General features: G+C 37.2%; 21 protein-coding genes. 2 read left to right on the top strand and 19 right to left on the bottom strand.

Going from position 1 to position 18,095, the window contains the following annotated elements; genetic code table 11:
• Nucleotides 1-133: 133 nt before the first annotated feature.
• Together FSZ17_RS02540 and FSZ17_RS02535 are read right to left on the bottom strand one after the other, a co-directional pair.
• The gene (locus tag FSZ17_RS02540) at nucleotides 134-652 is read right to left on the bottom strand and encodes a methylated-DNA--[protein]-cysteine S-methyltransferase (RefSeq protein ID WP_057775570.1); all 519 of its coding nucleotides are present in this window, start codon (nucleotides 650-652) and stop codon (nucleotides 134-136) included.
• Nucleotides 653-1,285: a bifunctional transcriptional activator/DNA repair enzyme AdaA gene (locus FSZ17_RS02535; protein ID WP_057775568.1), complete on the bottom strand. Its 633-nt coding sequence runs from the start codon at nucleotides 1,283-1,285 to the stop codon at nucleotides 653-655. It abuts the gene before it with no gap.
• Nucleotides 1,286-1,542: 257 nt separating this feature from the next.
• Here FSZ17_RS02535 and FSZ17_RS02530 point away from each other — a divergent pair, with 257 nt between their 5' ends.
• Together FSZ17_RS02530 and helD are read left to right on the top strand one after the other, a co-directional pair.
• Complete coding sequence (locus FSZ17_RS02530) at nucleotides 1,543-2,454, top strand: DNA-3-methyladenine glycosylase 2 (protein ID WP_057775566.1); 912 nt, start codon at nucleotides 1,543-1,545, stop codon at nucleotides 2,452-2,454.
• 424 nt (nucleotides 2,455-2,878) lie between these two features.
• On the top strand, nucleotides 2,879-5,149 hold the full coding sequence (helD, locus tag FSZ17_RS02525; protein ID WP_057775564.1) for an RNA polymerase recycling motor HelD: 2,271 nt from the start codon (nucleotides 2,879-2,881) through the stop codon (nucleotides 5,147-5,149).
• A gap of 58 nt (nucleotides 5,150-5,207) precedes the next feature.
• Here helD and FSZ17_RS02520 read toward each other — a convergent pair whose 3' ends face one another.
• The 17 genes from FSZ17_RS02520 to FSZ17_RS02440 all read right to left on the bottom strand — a co-directional run bounded on the left by FSZ17_RS02520 (nucleotide 5,208) and on the right by FSZ17_RS02440 (nucleotide 18,048).
• On the bottom strand, nucleotides 5,208-6,164 hold the full coding sequence (locus FSZ17_RS02520; protein WP_057775562.1) for an ABC transporter permease: 957 nt from the start codon (nucleotides 6,162-6,164) through the stop codon (nucleotides 5,208-5,210).
• A 14-nt stretch (nucleotides 6,165-6,178) separates the two neighbouring features.
• Nucleotides 6,179-7,078 (bottom strand): ABC transporter ATP-binding protein, encoded by a 900-nt coding sequence (locus FSZ17_RS02515; RefSeq protein WP_057775560.1) that lies wholly within the window; start codon nucleotides 7,076-7,078, stop codon nucleotides 6,179-6,181.
• 18 nt (nucleotides 7,079-7,096) lie between these two features.
• Nucleotides 7,097-7,300, bottom strand: a complete 204-nt coding sequence (locus tag FSZ17_RS02510) for a helix-turn-helix transcriptional regulator (RefSeq protein WP_057775558.1) — start codon at nucleotides 7,298-7,300, stop codon at nucleotides 7,097-7,099.
• 16 nt (nucleotides 7,301-7,316) lie between these two features.
• Nucleotides 7,317-7,829 carry a DUF6773 family protein gene (locus FSZ17_RS02505; RefSeq protein ID WP_057775556.1) on the bottom strand — a complete coding sequence of 171 codons (513 nt, stop codon included), beginning with the start codon at nucleotides 7,827-7,829 and terminating at the stop codon, nucleotides 7,317-7,319.
• A 188-nt stretch (nucleotides 7,830-8,017) separates the two neighbouring features.
• Nucleotides 8,018-8,425: a VOC family protein gene (locus tag FSZ17_RS02500; protein ID WP_057775554.1), complete on the bottom strand. Its 408-nt coding sequence runs from the start codon at nucleotides 8,423-8,425 to the stop codon at nucleotides 8,018-8,020.
• Between the two features lie 29 nt (nucleotides 8,426-8,454).
• On the bottom strand, nucleotides 8,455-8,901 hold the full coding sequence (locus tag FSZ17_RS02495) for an SRPBCC family protein (RefSeq protein WP_057775552.1): 447 nt from the start codon (nucleotides 8,899-8,901) through the stop codon (nucleotides 8,455-8,457).
• Between the two features lie 13 nt (nucleotides 8,902-8,914).
• Nucleotides 8,915-9,271, bottom strand: a complete 357-nt coding sequence (locus FSZ17_RS02490; protein ID WP_057775550.1) for a VOC family protein — start codon at nucleotides 9,269-9,271, stop codon at nucleotides 8,915-8,917.
• A 66-nt stretch (nucleotides 9,272-9,337) separates the two neighbouring features.
• Nucleotides 9,338-10,102, bottom strand: a complete 765-nt coding sequence (locus FSZ17_RS02485) for a helix-turn-helix transcriptional regulator (protein WP_057775548.1) — start codon at nucleotides 10,100-10,102, stop codon at nucleotides 9,338-9,340.
• Nucleotides 10,103-10,125: 23 nt separating this feature from the next.
• A complete protein-coding gene (fosM, locus tag FSZ17_RS02480) occupies nucleotides 10,126-10,545 on the bottom strand; it encodes a FosM family fosfomycin resistance protein (protein WP_057775547.1) in 420 nt (139 codons plus the stop codon).
• Nucleotides 10,546-10,752: 207 nt separating this feature from the next.
• Complete coding sequence (locus tag FSZ17_RS02475; RefSeq protein ID WP_057775545.1) at nucleotides 10,753-11,853, bottom strand: ABC transporter permease; 1,101 nt, start codon at nucleotides 11,851-11,853, stop codon at nucleotides 10,753-10,755.
• Nucleotides 11,853-13,127, bottom strand: a complete 1,275-nt coding sequence (locus FSZ17_RS02470; protein ID WP_057775542.1) for an ABC transporter permease — start codon at nucleotides 13,125-13,127, stop codon at nucleotides 11,853-11,855. The genes FSZ17_RS02475 and FSZ17_RS02470 overlap by 1 nt, the downstream gene beginning before the upstream one ends.
• A 12-nt stretch (nucleotides 13,128-13,139) precedes the next feature.
• Nucleotides 13,140-14,072: an ABC transporter ATP-binding protein gene (locus FSZ17_RS02465; RefSeq protein WP_057775540.1), complete on the bottom strand. Its 933-nt coding sequence runs from the start codon at nucleotides 14,070-14,072 to the stop codon at nucleotides 13,140-13,142.
• A 747-nt stretch (nucleotides 14,073-14,819) separates the two neighbouring features.
• Nucleotides 14,820-15,455, bottom strand: coding sequence for a response regulator transcription factor (locus FSZ17_RS02460; protein ID WP_057775538.1), 636 nt, complete (start codon nucleotides 15,453-15,455; stop codon nucleotides 14,820-14,822).
• Nucleotides 15,456-16,511 (bottom strand): sensor histidine kinase, encoded by a 1,056-nt coding sequence (locus tag FSZ17_RS02455; RefSeq protein WP_228460270.1) that lies wholly within the window; start codon nucleotides 16,509-16,511, stop codon nucleotides 15,456-15,458.
• Nucleotides 16,512-16,688: 177 nt separating this feature from the next.
• The gene (locus FSZ17_RS02450; protein WP_057775534.1) at nucleotides 16,689-17,003 is read right to left on the bottom strand and encodes a DMT family transporter; all 315 of its coding nucleotides are present in this window, start codon (nucleotides 17,001-17,003) and stop codon (nucleotides 16,689-16,691) included.
• Between the two features lies 1 nt (nucleotide 17,004).
• A complete protein-coding gene (locus tag FSZ17_RS02445) occupies nucleotides 17,005-17,343 on the bottom strand; it encodes a DMT family transporter (protein ID WP_057775531.1) in 339 nt (112 codons plus the stop codon).
• 126 nt (nucleotides 17,344-17,469) lie between these two features.
• Nucleotides 17,470-18,048 (bottom strand): TetR/AcrR family transcriptional regulator, encoded by a 579-nt coding sequence (locus tag FSZ17_RS02440; RefSeq protein WP_057775529.1) that lies wholly within the window; start codon nucleotides 18,046-18,048, stop codon nucleotides 17,470-17,472.
• Nucleotides 18,049-18,095 lie beyond the last annotated feature (47 nt).

The raw sequence follows: 18,095 nt of genomic DNA, 5'->3' as shown, positions 1-18,095 counted from the left end.
TAACATAGTACATTACTGTTGTAATGTACTATACTATTAATTCCCTAAGTTTTCAAGTGCTATTAGCCAAAAATAAAAGGACAGACACCTCGTCCCTCTTTCATTGGGAAAAGGTGTCTGTCCTCATGTCACATTAAGCTTCTCTTTCTATATCCAACAGCCTTGTCTTCATTTCTAATCCACCTCGATAGCCGGTCAATGTTCCATTCTTACCTACTACACGATGACAAGGTACTGTAATTAATACTGGATTTGCCCCAATCGCTGACCCAACTGCACGAACAGCGGCTGGCTTATTTATATGGCTTGCAATCTCTGAATAGGACTTTGTCTGTCCGTAAGGTATTTCACAAAGTGCATTCCATACAGAAAGCTGGAATGCTGTCCCATGGAAATCAAAAGGAATCGTAAATGCTTTCCGTTTACCTTTTAAATACCCAATGATTTCAATCGCATAGGGTTCAAGTTTCTTATTATCTTCAATGAGAGGACTTTCCGGAAAGCGTTTCTTAGCCCACTCGGATAACTCTTCAAAAGGTTTGTTTTGTGAGCCGACATAGCATAGCCCCTTAGATGTTGATGCAATATAAAAATTCCAATCCCTAAACTCTAGCAAAGACCAATACAGGGCTGGCTTATTCTTGGATTCCATTTACAATCCCTCCAAATGATTCATTTGTTGATGCAACTGGCGATATCGTGCTGGTGTATATCCTGTTATCTTTTTAAACAAAGTTATAAAATAAGGTGTGTTAGATATTCCTACACATATGGAGATATCGGTTATCGATTTTTTAGATTGAACCAAATATTCTTTGGCTGCGTTTATTCTAACCAGTTGAATATATTCAACTGGCGTAATGCCCTTGATTTTTTTAAATGTTCGATGTAAATGATAAGGGCTCCCATGAGCAATATCCGCTAATGTTTCTAGTGTTAATTTTTCAGTGAAATTCTTATCAATGTATTCAGTTATTAGCGTCACCCATTCACGATCAGGCAATCTCTCATTAGTAGGCTTACAGCGTTTACATGGGCGATAATGAGCATTGAGAGCTTGTTCTGCATTTTGGAAAATCCGTACATTTTCTCTTTTCGGAACACGGGACTTGCATGATGGCTTACAAAAGATCCCTGTAGTCTTCACAGCATAAAAAAATTGATCATTATACGCAGCATTATTTTCGATAATTGCTTGCCACTTTTCATTTGTTATCCATTCTGCTTCATTCGAAATTCCATCATCATGACGATCTTGAAAGCTATCGCTAATTCGGCCTGGCATTGCCCATCACCACCCCTTTTAAAGTACGATACTATAAATGATTTAGTAAGAAATAATATCCTCAAATGATGAAACAGTAGAGTATTTTTTCATCATACCTACACTATAACCCCGTAAATTAGAAAAAATAAGATTTTTAGAATATAAAAGCAAGATAACAAAATTTTTTATGATTATGTTGTGTTAAAGTGAAAATACACTTTTGGGGTGTTAGCATCTGCTTATTTTATAAATGCCAAAACAAGTGAGGAGATAAAATGGAGCTGCATGAAATCAATGATAAATTCATCATTCCACTGCCTGAAGCGTTCGATACGAATGCGAACTTGGGCTATTTAACAAGGGCAAAAGATGAATGTATGTATGAAATCGAGGACGGCATCATTACAAAAGTTATAGCCATTGGGGAAATTCGTTCATTAGTACGGATAAGCATCATCGAAAATAAACAAATGCTTATCCAGTTTATCAATGATTCTCGACCTACTAAAGCCCGTCATCTAGAAGAGATTGTAAAATATATCAGTGAGTGGTTTGATCTAGATAACGATTTAACTTCGTTTTATGACATGGCCAAAGCAGACCCATTACTTAAATTGCCTGCCCGAAAATTCTTTGGCTTGCGAATCATTGGCATTCCGGACTTATTTGAAGCTTTATGCTGGGGAGTTTTAGGGCAGCAAATCAATTTGCCGTTCGCCTACTCATTAAAGAAACAATTTGTAGAAAAATTTGGCGATTCCATCGAATGGAGTGGGAAGAAATATTGGATTTTTCCAACCTGCGAACGAATTGCGCAATTAACTCCTGCAGATTTTGCGGATATTAAAATGACGGTTAAAAAGAGCGAATACCTCATTGGAATTGCTGGCTTAATGGCAAGCGGAGAATTATCAAAAGAAAAATTAGCTAAAATGAACTTCAAAGATGCTGAAAAAAACTTAATAAAGATACGCGGCATCGGCCCTTGGACAGCCAATTATGTTCTAATGCGGTGCCTTCGATTCAGTGAAGCCTTTCCAATTGATGATGTCGGTCTTATTAATGCCATTAAAACATTACAGAATATGGACCGAAAGCCAACAAAAGAGGAAATCTTAGCATTTTCGATCCCATGGAGAAATTGGGAATCCTATGCAACCTTTTATTTATGGCGAACACTGTACTAATACGATTTAGAGGATGAAATATCAAAGCACATCCTCTTTTTTGTTTATCCCGCATTAACGGGCAGTAATACTCCCATCTCAAAATTCAGCGAAAGCAAAGAAGTTAGGTGGGAGATAAACTGCCCGTAAAAGCCCGACGACGGACAGGACAAGGAAGGCTTCGATAGCGATTAACATCGCACGAAGGAAAAGCGATAGCTTTTACGAGGATGTCCTAGTCAGGCGAAAGCCACAGGACGTGGCGTTTTGAGCGTGATTGGTTCAACTAATAATCAGTGGGGGATGAAGAAAACCCCCACTGATTAAAGTTTCACTTTATTCATTGCTTTTGAGAAACTTTTCTGATAATATAAATTCCTTATCACTCACGCTTCTATGTACTTCCCCATTGCGGCTGAAAAATGGGAATGGAAGGAAGATGGATGTGTCAACTCAACAACAACACCCCGATTTTCAACAAGAAATTCAACGATTAGAATTTACGAAAAGATACTTAGATGTTGTGATTAAAACAGCAGAATCTAGTAAAGATCAATTCCAAGAAAATATGCGCGAGGCATTCCAAGACGTCGATTGGCTAGATTCCAGCTCAAGCTATTCCTCTCTACTCACAAATGCAAGATTTTTTGAAATGTCTAAGGATGAATTAAAAAGTCTAAAAAATGCCAGAGTAAAACCTTATTTTGCACGGATTGATTTCCTGCAAGAGAATCAAAAAGAGATAGAACAATTATACATAGGGAAAACATCTCTATACTCGAGGGAAAATCAAGAACAAATCATTGTCGATTGGAGATCTCCGATTGCAAATCTCTATTATGAAGGCAGGCTTGGAGAGGTTCATTACGAATCCTACGAGGAAAGCTATAACGGATTATTATCGCTAAAAAGGCAATTTATGATCGAAAATGGCGAGCTTGATGAAATTCGAGACATTGATTTAACAACAACAGATGAACTGCTCCAGGATTCACTCTCAAAAAGCTCAAGTAATCGGCTTACAGAAATCATTTCAACCATTCAAGAAGAGCAAAATCGCATTATCCGGGCTGATTTAAATAAGCCAATTATTGTTCAGGGGGCTGCCGGAAGCGGAAAAACAACGATCGCTCTTCACCGGATTAGTTATTTCATTTATCAATACAAGGAAAACTTTGCCCCAGAACAGCTTATGATTCTAGCACCAAGCAGGCTCTTTATTGACTATATTTCAGAAGCACTGCCTGAGCTTGGGGTGGAGAGGGTCCGCCAAACAACTTATCAGGAATATGTTCAAGCATGTCTTGGCATAAAGCTTAACCTCAAGCCTGATAATAAACTAGTTCGACTGCTGGAAGAGCCTGAAAGCAAGGATAGTCAAACCTCTGCTTGGATTTCATCAACTAAGGGTTCTCCCGTTTTTCATCTTATATTATCCAACTATATTAGAAGCATTTATAAAACCTTCTATCCATCAGAAGACTTTATGGTAGATAAGTTTCGGCTATTTGGTCATAAAAAGTTCATTCATCTTTTTAAAAATGACTATAACTATCTTCCCCTTTTTAAAAGACTGGAAAAATTGAAAGCGATTCTTCAAAATGATGTTGCCAAAAAGAAACAAAACATCATCAAGAAAATTGAAACCTTTTATGATGAAAGGATTGAACGTGCGCTCTATCGTGGAAAGGATCCAGAGAAACGAAGGCAATATGTTTCCGACGCACTTGATAAGAAGGATCTTCGCCTAAGCGAAATTAAGAAAGCTCTTCGTACTGCAGTCCCTGCCTATATGAGACAATTTCCTAAGAAGACGCTTATCCAATATTATCATGAGCTTTTCAACGATCCCGCCCTGCTTTGTCAATTCTCTGAAGGCAAGCTTACGGAGCAGGAAGCAGAGACTCTTTGCCAGTACAGCCAAGCCCTTTTCTCGAAAAAGAAATATGAAAGAGAAGACCTTGCTCTCATGCTTTATTTACAGGTTTACCTATTTGGCATTCCAAAAGAGATCAAAGCGAAGAATATTGTCATTGATGAAGCACAGGATTACAGCTTTATGGAGCTGATATCTCTTAAGAAAGCACTTGATACAGATATGTTTACACTTGTTGGCGACCTCGCCCAAGGGATCCATTCATATAGGGGATTAACTTCTTGGAATGGGGTTTTAGAAGAAATTTTCCCACGTGCTACCTATACCGAACTGCAAAAGAGTTATCGTACAACAGTTGAAATCATGGAAAAAGCAAATGAGCTTTTGAAGCTGCTTCCCTACTCTTTTCCAAAGGTAGAACCCGTTGTGAGACATGGGGAAAGTCCAAAATTTATGATGAGGAAAAACGATCTTGAACTTGTTAGGCAAATCGAGGAGCAAGTTTCCCTTTTAAAACAGGAAAACTTTAAAACCTTCGCGGTTATCGGAAAAACAATGAAAGATTGCCAGCTTCTTTATTCCCTTTTCAAAGAACATTCGGAGATGCCGGTTAAGCTGCTGGAAGAACAAGAAAAGATCCCGAAGGATGAAATTGTCATCGTGCCTTCGTTTTTAGCAAAAGGGTTAGAATTCGATGCCGTTATGATCGTATCTCTGGAAGAAACATTTTCCCGCGACTCTGAACTGGATATTAAGCTTCTCTATGTAGCCATGACAAGACCTTTGCACCGGCTGTACTTTTATGGGGAAAGCGAAGATGATTTTATTATTCATATATAAAATAGTGCCTGCTCCTCAAAGCTTTTTCCTTTGGAGCAGGCACTATGCTTTTTCTAACTTATGCTGCTACATCCCTCTTATTAAACAATAAGAATGCAAGTAAATGGAAGAAAGCAAAGTAGATAATCAGCATCATAATGGAGAAAGACAGTGTCATACCCTCTACTGGTGGAACACCATCAAAATACACAGTTAAGTTTGTATTTGCAAACAAGAAATACTTCGTCCATTCAAATTTGCTTGCCAACAGCATTGTCGCTGTGCTCCCCGTAAAGAGGAGAAATAATGATAAGCCAATAGCAAGTGAGCTATTCCGGAAAACGGTAGAGATCATAAAGGCCATTGTTGCAACTAATAACACATCAATCGAACTTAATAAATATTGGCTGATTAAGTGAACAACAATATTTCTTTCAACTACTTCTCCATTTATATATGCTAAATGAGACACCTCTTCCGCTGGTGCACCAAATAGCACAAATCCGACAAGAACTGATAATGTGTACAGGATTGCTAAAAAGAAGAACCCATATAAAATAACGGTTATATACTTTGATAACAATATGCTTGATCGTCCATAAGGTCGTATTAAAAGCAGTTTGATTGTTCCCCATGAAAACTCGGACGATACAATTCCGGCAGCAATAATAATCGTAAATAAACCTGCAAATGATATGATGGCTTGTGCTTCGTTGACAAATGTCCACATATGGGTTTCAGTTTGAGGAGGAATATCATTTTCTAGCTGATATTCCTTGATTGCTATTTGTCTTTCATAGTACATTTTTAAATTGGCATTTCTTTGACCGATGTCTTCTAATGCAGAACGATCACTTAAAAGCTGTTTTTCTAACTCTTGCTTCCATTGAGTATTTTCCTGTGGAGGATTTTGATTGTCTAGAACTTTTGATAGCCCTCCAAACCCGATGACAAACAGTACAATTAACGCAATCATAATAAGTGTCCCAATTCTTCTAAACACTTTTACCCACTCATTAATGATTAATTTCCCCATTTTATCTCCCCTCCTTATCCAGCAGTAATTTCTAAGAACTTATCCTCTAATGTTTTTGTCATTGGTTTAGCACTATAAACGGCAATATTACATTCGGTTAGTTTTTTGAATATAGTGGGGATGTCTTCTCTAGAACATTTAATTGTAAATCCCGATTCAATTCGTTCCATCTCATATTTATTTTCAAGCCACTGTGCAGCCTCAATACCTACCTCTCCTGTCTCGAAGAAAAACACAAGCTGGTCGTCTGAAACGAATGCATTTACTTCCTGAACCTCGATTAACTCACCATTTTGAATGATAGCAATTCTGTCACACATCATTTCCATTTCTGATAACAAGTGACTCGAGACAATGACACTCATTCCTCCTTCTCGTGTCAGCTTCCTTAAATGCTCTCGAATCTCTTTAATTCCTGCAGGATCGAGCCCATTTGTCGGTTCATCTAAAATTAACAGCTTTGGATCATGCAACAAACATTGTGCTAATCCAAGCCGCTGTCTCATTCCTAAAGAATAGGTTTTGACTTTATCGTGAATCCGATCTGTTAGCCCTACAAGATCTACTACTTCACGTATTTTTTCTTTTGATATTCCTTTTTGCATACGAGCATACTGCAGTAAGTTTTGATAGCCTGTTAGGAATTTATACATCTCTGGGTTTTCTACTATCGCACCAATCTGTCTAATCGCTTGGCTAAAATTATTCTTAATACTTTGACCGCAGACAATAATGTCTCCTTCATTTATTTTCATTAATCCTACAATCATTCGAATTGTTGTAGTTTTACCAGCACCATTTGGACCTAAAAAACCAAAGATCTCCCCTTGCTGTACGGAAAAACTTAAACCTTTAATAATCTCTTTACCATTAATCGTTTTCTTCACATTTTTCAGCTCAAGTATTGTTTCCAACCTTTTCCCCTCCCACCTTCACTCTTCTTCCTCTTCCCAAAATAACTCATCAAGTGTTTTATTAAGAGCCTTACAAATAGAAATACATAAATTCAAGCTAGGGTTGTATTTTCCTTTTTCAATGAGCCCGATCGTTTGTCTCGACACTCCTACAATATTCGCTAATTCCTCCTGCGACAAATCCTTTTCAACTCTTGCTACTTTTAGTTTCAAATTCTTCATAGATGCTCCTCACTTGTTACTCATCATCTAAGTCTTTCTCAGATGCTTTTAGGCTGGCACTCTTTGCTGCAGAAAAGGAACCTACAATCACGACGAGAAAAAACGGAACATTAATCATAAGGGAGGAAAAAAGGACTAACACAAAGATAAAAATGCTATTTAAATATCCTTCCCCATAAATCATTGCACTTCGCACCCCAAAGAAAATACTAATAATTAATCCAAAACTAAGAACAAAATATACATTTTTAGAACTCAACGGGACCTTACTATTTCGATCATGGATTTCAACTTCGTCTGAAAAAATGCCTAAGCTTGCTGCCCGCACAGTGTAGTAAATACCCGAAACAAATAAAATGATAAGCTCAGTCATAATTTGTTTGGCTTCCAACCCTAATATATACATCTTAGCGGCTATGGAAAGTAAGCAAATGACCATAATCAGCATATAAATTTCTCTGTAAATTTTGTTTTGGGTGTTCCTAATACGTTCATCCACCACTTTTTTTCTTTTTCGAAACCAACTCATTTGATTCTCTCCTTATCAGGATAATATTTCCTAATTTAATCTTATTATATGATATTATTAACAAAATGCAATATATATATTGCATTAATTAATATATATATAACATCAAGGTTACAAAAAAAGAATCTGTTTTGAAAAAATAATCAGAACAGATTCTTACATATTTCCATTATTATTAGCTTTACAAATTATATTGTACCTTTTGAGAGTGATCCAAGGATCGATTGAATCCTTTCAAGCTTTTCATTCTCATCCAAATACTCGAAAAAGCCTACTTGGTTTCCCCACGGATCAAGAAATGTCCCCCATTTTGCAGGAACGCCTTCTCTTTCGAATATTTGAAAGAACTCTACTTCTAATTCTTTCATTAATCTTTCTCTTTCTTTTTCCATACTATCCACACCTAGTCGGATCGGCCCACTTCCCACTAAGTGAGTCCCTTCAGCCACTTGCAGCCAACAGCCAGGAATCAGCTCCCATTCCGCAAAGCCTTCATGTGGAATGAAATCTGGCTCCCTATTTAACAGCGTTGTGTACCATTTTTGGCCCTTATCAATATCTCCTACTCGAATTTGGAATGTTACCTCATATACCAATTTGTTATGTCCTCCTTAAAGGTTAACCATTAAAATCTATAATCGTCTTTACAGACAATCCCATATTCAAGATACATTTTTAATAATGTCATCGCTTCTCCCCATCCTGTTGCACATCCTATACAAGCAGATAGATCTTTAGAGGAAGTCGTGTATCCTGTCTCCTCCAATAATAAAAGCGTTCCTTCCTTAACTTGCTCTAATTCAAATTTAACCGTTGTTTTGCCTTCGCCTGGAGACCATTGAAAAACAAATAATTTATTTGGAATGGCTGTTAAAATATCTCCGCCGTCTTCTATATTCTCCTTCTTCACTCCATAGCTAGACCAGCTAAAAGTTATTTTTCCTTCCCCATTTTCATTCAAGTATAAGGAAGTATGATCTGTAAACCAGGCATTCCATCCTTCTGCAGTTATTAATGTTCGATATACCTTTTCTGGATTGGCCTTTATATATGTTTGATGATGAATCTGCATTAAACACTACTCCTTAATTGGAGAACTCTACTACTTCGATCTGGTTTCCAGCAGGGTCCTCAATAATATTGTAGCGGCCAGGCGGGCATGGTCTTGCCTCATCAAACAAAATTTTTACTCCTTTTGATTTCAAATGGCTAATATCCTTATCAAGGTCAGCTGATATTAAACCTAGCAACACATTCTGTTTCGGATTCTGATAAGCATCTTCACTTTCCTCTAACACAATTGGTATTTCATCATGCTCTAGACTGACAATCTTAGCACCATAATACTTTGAAACCTTGAAACCTAAAATATTTGAATAAAAATCAACGGATTCCTGCAGATTTGGAACACGAATGGTAAGCACACAAACTTTATTTAACATGACATCTCCTCCTTATTTAAGTTTCATTTTATCGGAAAAATCCACACATTATTTCTCCCAGATTGCTTACTTTTTGTCTCTATCAAAAAGAAGCATAGGCAAATTAATTAATATAGGCGGATCAAATGGTTGTGGGTCTCTTAATAGTATTTCGACTTCAGCAATTGTGTCTTTCCTAACCTCTATCGGCTGATCGAAAATTCCACGTAATGCTTTATCGAGTATGAAATAATCCATAGGATTTGTACTCCAATGTATTGCTGCAGCTAAAATATAATACGTGCCATTAGGAACATGATCAAATTTACATGTCCCTTCATTATGTAGTACTGTACCTAAAACTGGCTTTTGGTCTGGAATAGGGCGAGGGAATAATCCTACAAATACTAAGCCTTTAAATGTTGGAGGTGCTTTAATATGACAAGTAATAGATGCAGATGTTTTCGATATCATTTGATAGCTTTTCTTATCTTTGTAAAGATTAATAAATTGGTATAAAAACTCGTATTCTAACTTGAATCTCTTTGGTGATTGCCCTACATATTGTTTAAATCTAGAGCTATAGGAGCCTATACTTTTATAGCCAATACTTAGTAAGGATTTAAGGATCGAGTTAGAGGGTCTTGTTAACATTTGCTTACTAGCTTCAATCCGTAATGCCGATAAAAAGTGCCGCGGAGTTACGCCTGTCACTTCCTTAAAAGCTCTCAAGAAATGATAGGTACTGTAGCCATACTTAGCAGCTAGATCCTCAGATGTAATATCTGCTTCTAAATGATTTTTCATATATTCAATCGCTTCTTCGACAGCATTCAAAAGATCCTTGTCCATACACATCATCCTAAAGCGCTTTTTTAGAAAAACTCCATATGACTCTTTTCATGTTTATAATAATCCAAGCGATCCTGCAAAGTACCCGTATGAAATTCAAATTTATGTCCATCAGGATCGGTAAAATAAATGGATTTCTTATCTTTTTCATCTCTTGGACGGCCTGAAAGAATATTAACGTTTAATTTTCTTAGTTTGTCATACATCTCATCGTAATCCTCTTCATCAATTGAAAAAGCAATATGTGTATTGGATTGAGCTATTTCGTTACGAGGAATGTCCTTTTCCATATTCAATGCAAGCCATAGACCATTGAGATCAAAATAAGCCGTGCTTCTTCCTTTAACTAACAGCCTTGCATCAAAAACATTTTTATAAAATTCGATAGACTTTTCCAGATTGGAAACAGAGAATAAAAAATGGTTTATACCTTTTACTGCCAAGAAATTTTCCTCTTTTCTTTTAAACGATTTATTCTTTCTAAAAAACTAGCAAGCTATCATGATCTCCTCGTCACATCTGGTTAATAATAACATTATAGTTTGAAAATTAATAATTTACCAATAACATACTAGATTTGATAAATCGTAAAATCAAAAAAGTCCATCCCAGCAAATTATGCGGAACAGACTTTTCAATATGTTTAAGCTTCAGCGCCGCTCCATTCCGTTAATCCCCAATCCCATTAAAACCACACCAATTAGAAGCAGCATGCTTATTGGAAATAACAGCTCAGAAAATGGCAGCTGATAAATGGTAACACCCTTTAAAATTTCCATCCCATAGGAAATAGGCGAAATATTTGATAATGCAAGTAGGAAAGGTGAAGAGACAATTTCAAGTGGCCAGTAAGCTCCACCTAGCATGGCTAGACTAACCGAAATGAGCGGAATAAGCGCATTAAACTGACGAATGCTTTTCACAAAACCAGTAAGAAACATAGATAGAGCGACAATCGAAAATACATAAGGAATGAGAGCAACCAAGGTCTCTCCAAATCCTCCATAAAAGTCAACCTTTGCCGCAAAACGGAATACAAGAAAAATGAGAACAATTTGTACATAGCCTAGAACAAAGCTGTAAATTAAATTTGCACTATACATTTCCCATTTTCGAACCGGGGATAATATTAGCCGGTCACGGATTCCCATTTGTCTTTCCTCAAATAATTCAGCAACCAGGGTCGAAATCGTATAGATGACGAAAAAAAGTGAGAAGCCGAAAATCCCTTGTAATCGACTGTCAATAACAACGGATTCCCCTCCATGGAAGGTTTCCATCCCAATTTGAAATAGTGGTTCTTCTTCCACTTGTATCAATAGTTGATCCACCTGTTTTTCCGATAATCCATTTTCCTCTCCAGTACCAAGAAGATGTTGTCTTTCATTTTGTTCTGCAACGATTTGGGTGAGCTTCTGTTCGATCAAAGTGACATTGGGTGATTCTACCGTATAAAGAATTCTATAACCCTTGTTATTTTGGAGTATCCCTGCGTCCACCTCATTCCCTTGCACCTGATTCCGCAGCTCCTCCTCAGTAACAGACTGAAAAACAAGTTCATCTGAAGTGTTTAATTGCTCTAGCAATGAAGACGAGATTTCATTTTCACCTTCCGCAGCAATTGGAATGGTTTGTGTTCCATTGTTACCACCCATAAAATATGCAAATACGAGTGTAAAGAGCACCATGATGATAAAGGTCCATGGTTTACGAAGAAATCGCTGCATTTTTGCTAATAGTAAACCACCCATTACTGTCTCACCTCTTTCGGGAAAATGAACACACCAATAACAGCTAACACAATTCCACAGATGCAGAGCGTCACTAGCTGAGGAATCACTGTTTCAATTCCATAGCCTTGATATATGTTTAAATAGGCATTCATCGCTGCTCCATTTGGTGTAAATTTTCCAATTTCTGCAACTGTTTCAGACAAATCTTTGACAGGGACGAAGGTTCCGCCCAATAAAGCAAAAATGGTTACGATAATAGATGAAAAGAAATTTGAAAAAGTTTGAGAATGAAAGCGATAATTTAATGATGTGACAAGAGCTGCGAAGCCTCCAACCGCTATGGCAATACAAATCGTAATGGCCAAGAAGCTGGATAAGTCATCCCATTTTACACCGTATGCAAGAAATGAAAACCCAAATAGGAGCAATAACTGGATAAAAGCAATGATAATAGCTGATATAAATGTACCCATTAAATAAGAGGTTCTAGATGCTCCTGAAAGGATAAATCGTGTATAAACATTTGATTCTTTCTCTGCAAAAGCAAATGTACCGGCCATGGATGCAACATAGAGAACGAACATCATACTAATACCAATTGTGTAATACGCAATGGCTGAAACAGATTTAACAGCAGATATACTCTGAATGGATACCTCAGATTCAGCTGGTTGCTTCATCTCCGGATTCATCGGTATACCTTTTTTTGCTAAAGCTGTTTGAAGTGTATATTGATGTTGGAATTCCTCTATAATATCGGTAACCAATTGGGTGGCAAGCTCGCGAGCTTCATTTTGATAAAGCTTCAATTCGGGTTTTTCAGATGTCGGCTCAGATGGGAAAAAGACAGACATTAGAAAATGATAAGTGAACTTCTCTGGCACTTCAATGATCACTGCATAGTCTTTATTCTTCTTTAACTCAGCCAATTTTTCAGGTTCAACTTCCTTAACAAGAACAAATTCTTTCAATTTCTCATTTTCAAGAACGTCTTCTCTTAATATTTTTAATGGCAGCAACGTATCCATTTGTTCTTCAATCCCTGCGATGGCTTCAGGAGCTAGCCGACTTTTTTGCAGGAAGGTTTTAAATTCCTCTGTGTCATCCTCTTCGTTTCCATGAGAAACATAAGCCACCTTCACTTCAATTGGCGACTTCTCTCCCTCAAACAATCCTCCTAATGCAAATCCCAAAATCGTAATAAGCACCAGAGGCATGACAAGTTGAGTGATGATTACCTCAGGGTTTCGTATAAAAACGAGTAACTGCTTTTTCAAGAAAGCGGTAAACACAACAATCCCCCCCTAATTCCGTAGCGCCCGACCAGTAAGATGCAAAAATACATCTTCAAGGGTTGGGGTTTGTGCCTCAATGGACTGGATCGTCGTTTCCGTCCCTTCTGCTAACTGAAAAAGACGAGCAAACAGGTTTACTTCTTTAGGAATGACAATAGTAATCATATTTCCAGAGCTTTGGACTTCCTTCACGATCGCTTCCTGCCTGATACTTTGGACAAATTTTTCATTTGGCTGTTCAACTTTGATGATTAGCGTTTTTTCCGCTGATAGAATGCTTTTGATTTCATCCTTTGTCCCTGCAGCAATGATTCGACCTTGATCCATAATATAAATACGATCACATATGAATTCGACCTCTTCCATATAGTGACTCGTATACAGAATGGACATCCCAATCTCTTGATTTAACCGCTTCACTGTTTCTAAAATATGATTACGGGACTGGGGATCGATTCCTACCGTCGGTTCATCCATAATGATCATTTCAGGGTCATGCATTAAGCTCGCACCAATATTCAATCTGCGCTTCATTCCTCCAGAAAAATGCTTCGTGATCACCTTTTTTTGTTCAGATAGGCCAATTAACTCCAGCACTTCATCCACCTTTTTCTGAAGCTGCTTACCTGACATATGATGTATTCGGCCAAAAAAAAGCAAATTTTCCTTTGCGGTTAAATCATTGTATAAAGCTATTTCCTGTGGCACGACTCCGAGCACACGGCGAAGCTCCTGCGGATTCTTCAAAATACTTTGCTTGTGAAACCGCACATCACCAGAAGTTGGAGGAACGAGCGATGAAATCATCGAAATGGTCGTCGACTTTCCTGCCCCATTCGGACCTAATAGCCCAACCGTCTCCCCACTCTCGATATACATGTTCAGCCCATCAACAACTTTCTTTTTCTTAAATTGTTTTGTAATATCAATCGCTTCAAGCATTGTTATTCCCCCTTTCAGTAACTTCATCTTATTCTAAAGGCATTCCCTTTCCCACTCACCTCCGTCACAAAATGATTCTCCTAACCATGACCTCAGTCATTATCATTTAAGTGAGCTTTGAAGAGCACTATGTGAGGTAGTTGCTTAGCCTAAGCTTATAAACCACTTGATGCGGGTTTGTGTTTTGGAATGGTCTATTTCATGGCTTTTATGACCACTTAATGCAATTTTCTGCTTTGGAATGGTCTATTTCATGTCTTTTATGACCACTTGATGCGATTTTCTGATTTGGAATGGTCTATTTCATGGCTTTAATGACCACTTGATGCGATTTTCTGATTTGAAGTGGTCTATTTAATCGCTTTTATGACCACTTGATGCGATTATTTGATTTGGAGTGGTCTATTTAATTGCTTTTATGACCATTTGATGCGATTTTCCGCTTTGAAGTGGTCTATTTAATTGCTTTTATGACCACTTGATGCGATTTTCCGCTTTGGAATGGCCTATTTAATTGCTTTTATGACCACTTGATACGATTTTTTGATTTGAAGTGGTCTATTTATTTTCCTTTATGAACACTTGATGTAGACTTTTGCTTTGAAATGGTCTATTTAATAACTTGTGTTACCATTTTCGCATAAAGTGATTTTGCCACTAAAAAAAGCCCTCCAAAGTAAAATACTTCAAAAGACTCTTCCTAAATAAACGATATACAAACTTTCCTTTAATCATTCCGCCAGTATCTTATTCAGATAAATCATTCTTCACTGCAAAGATTGCCAGCTGTGTACGGTCACGCAATTCAAGTTTTTGTAAAATGGCGGTAATATGATTTTTTACTGTTCCAATCGATAAATGCAATTCATCTGCAATTTCCTTATTCGTCATCTCATTACCGACACATCGGGCTATCGCTAATTCTCTTGGTGTTAAAGGAATATCCGCTGCTTCCTTCTTTTTTTGTAAAAGCAATCGCGGCATAACCTTTGCTGTTACTTCTTGATTGAGTGGCATACCTCCATCTATGCAGCTTAAAATCGCCTTAATCAATTCTTCACGCTCCGCCGTTTTTAACAAAAATCCATTGACCCCATCTTTTAAAGACTGAAGGGCATACTCATCATCATTAAAGGTGGTCAGCATTAAAATTTTTACATGAGGCCATCTCTGTTTCATGATGCGTGCAGCTTCAATTCCATTCATGACCGGCATCCGTATATCCATCACAACACAGTCAATAGCATGAAGTTCCATTTTCGATATAGCTTCCATTCCATCTCCAGCTTCTGCCACTACCTGTAAGCTTTTTTCCTGCTCAATCATCATTTTTATCCCTTGGCGAACAATAACCTGATCTTCTACTAGCAGAATTTTTTTCATTTATAAGCCATCTCCCTTCAATGGAAAAGATGCATCAACAATAAAAAACCCCTCCGTTTGATATGCCTGCACGCTACCCCCGATTTCATCCAGCCGCTCTCTCATATTTTGCAAGCCAAACCCCGGCTGAAAAGGTTGAGCGTTATTAATGCGATTTTGAATATTTATATGAAAATGACCAACAGCCGTTCTTCCAAGAGTAACCATGACCTCACGTGAAGCAGCATAACGCATTGCATTCGTAAGCGCTTCTTGAAGCACACGGTATAAAACAATACTTTGATCATTTGATAGCTTTGCAGACAAAATGCCATGTTTCGTTGTGAAGTTAATAGAAATATGACTCTCCGTTTCAAGCTTTCGAATAAGCTGGAGGACGGAAGTAAGTCCTGCCGCTTCGTCTTGGTTCAATGTACGAACAGCTAGTCTTATTTCTTCTAAACTATCGCGCACCTCTTTCTTAATGGTTACTAACCGCGGATCATTAACCTCCATTGACATCATTTCAAGCTGCATTAGCACCGCTGTTAATTTATGACCAACTGAATCATGAATCTCACGCGAAATCCGAGTCCGTTCTTCCAACCGAGCCATACTTTCATTTTCAAGAGCCTTCCTCTTAAGCTGTCGATATTCTAAAATAACCTCATTATGTACAAAAAATAATTCCGCGCGCTCTCCAATTTTCCTCCATAACAAATAAAGAAGAGCACTCATGAAGCCAACTGCCAGAACCGATTCAATCGTCAAGCTATCATGAATAAAAAGAGTGATAACTGAAAAAATCGTATATACACCAAGTATGATGTAAAAGGAATGTCGTTGAACAAAAAATGCCGCTTCTATAGCTATGTATAGATAGAGCAATTCTCCATAATACAAACTCTTTATGTCCACAAAAATAATAGAAAAAAATACAAGGGTGAGCATCGATGAAAAGAGAACCAAACTAGTTTTATAGATAGGAATAAGAAAAAAGAGAATAATCGAACTTGCACAAAGCAATAATAACAAGGATAATTCCTTATTAGCTAATTGTTCAGGAGATATAAACAATCCAACCCATAAACTTATATAAAGAAAAAATCGAATTAAAAAGGGAAAAATAGTAGTTCCTCCTTACATTTGAACGAAATACATCTTGAAGGTCATTTAAGTTATATTTTACCATTATGTGATATTAGAAAAATAGTATCTTATCAAGATGTATTCTGTTCAAATAAGAAAGGAATTCTACGACAAAGCCTTCAAACCTACTACGCCAATAATAATTAATCCCAAACTTATAATTCGACCCCTGTTTTTGGATTCGCCAAAAAGAAGCATGTTTAATAAAACTGCACCTGCTGTACCGATACCAATCCAAACTGCATAGGCGATACTGACCTGCAAATAATTGAAGGATGCATATAAAAAAACAAATGAGGCACCAAATCCACCTATATATAGAAGGCCGTTTTTTAGCGATTTTTGCTGACTGTACAATTTCAAACCAATCGCACCAGCAATTTCACTAGCAGCAGCAATTAAAACCAGTAACCAGCCCATATTAAACGGCCTCCTTTTCTTCTTTGTTATCAGCAATATTTAACCCAATTACGCCAACAATTAAAATGACTATAAACAAAACTTTCCCCAAGCTAAAGCTTTCTCCGAAAAGGAATACATCCATTAGCACTGTTCCGATTGTACCAACCCCAGCAAAAACAGCATATACCGTTCCAGTAGGAAGGTTTTCACATGCTTTAGGAAGAAAGTGAAAATCAATAAGGATAATTCCGATAATAATCACCCAATGCCACCAGCTATTTGCGACATTAAATCCATACACCCAAATTAACTCAAAAAAACACGTTAGAAAAACATAAAACCAAGCTTTATCTTTCATAGTATCCTCCTCTAAGATGACTGACTTTCATTCATTTTTTAAATAAAAAATAATTTCGACCTACTTAAAGATGCCTTTCTAAGCAAGTCGAATAAAAATTTTCATTTTTTTCCTTAATAAAGGCTCTTATTCCCTAATCCCAAGCCCACGCTTTAAGAAATCCATCACTTCTAATTTTTGAGTATCCGCATTCCCATCTTGCTTGGAATCATATAAATATATTTGCTCTGCCGCTGATTCAACAAGACCAATGAATAGCTTAGAAGTGCGTTCAACATTAATGGAATGACGAATAACACCTGAAATCTTTGCTTCTTGTAAAAACTGGCTGATCCACGAATAAAAAGGCTGATAAACGGTTTCCCATTCTTTTATATGCTCAGTTGAAGCAAGTCCTGCATATACAAGAGCCTGAAGTTCCCGATAATCACTGGTAAAAGAAAAAATGGCGTCAACCACCTGTGTAAGCTGTGTTGAAAAAGATGCACTTTCATCTACTTGAGCTTTTACCGCTGCCATTTCTTTTTCAACCATTACTTCTGCTATTGCCGGCATAACAGACAATTTAGACGGAAAATACAAATAGAAGGTTCCTTGCGCAATTCCAGCCAATTTCACAATATCCGAAATCTTCGTCTTTTCAATGCCTTTTTCCTTAAAAACCTCAATGGCTGCATGAACAATTTTTTCTTTTTTATTCATGATCCACTTCCTCTCGAAAACAATGACTGACTTTCATTCATTTTATCCAA

Origin of the sequence: Cytobacillus dafuensis, assembly GCF_007995155.1 — a bacterium.
GTDB lineage: Bacteria > Bacillota > Bacilli > Bacillales > Cytobacillaceae > Cytobacillus > Cytobacillus dafuensis.
Note: the sequence above shows the minus strand (reverse complement) of the source record. Positions and strands in the feature narration are given on the sequence as shown.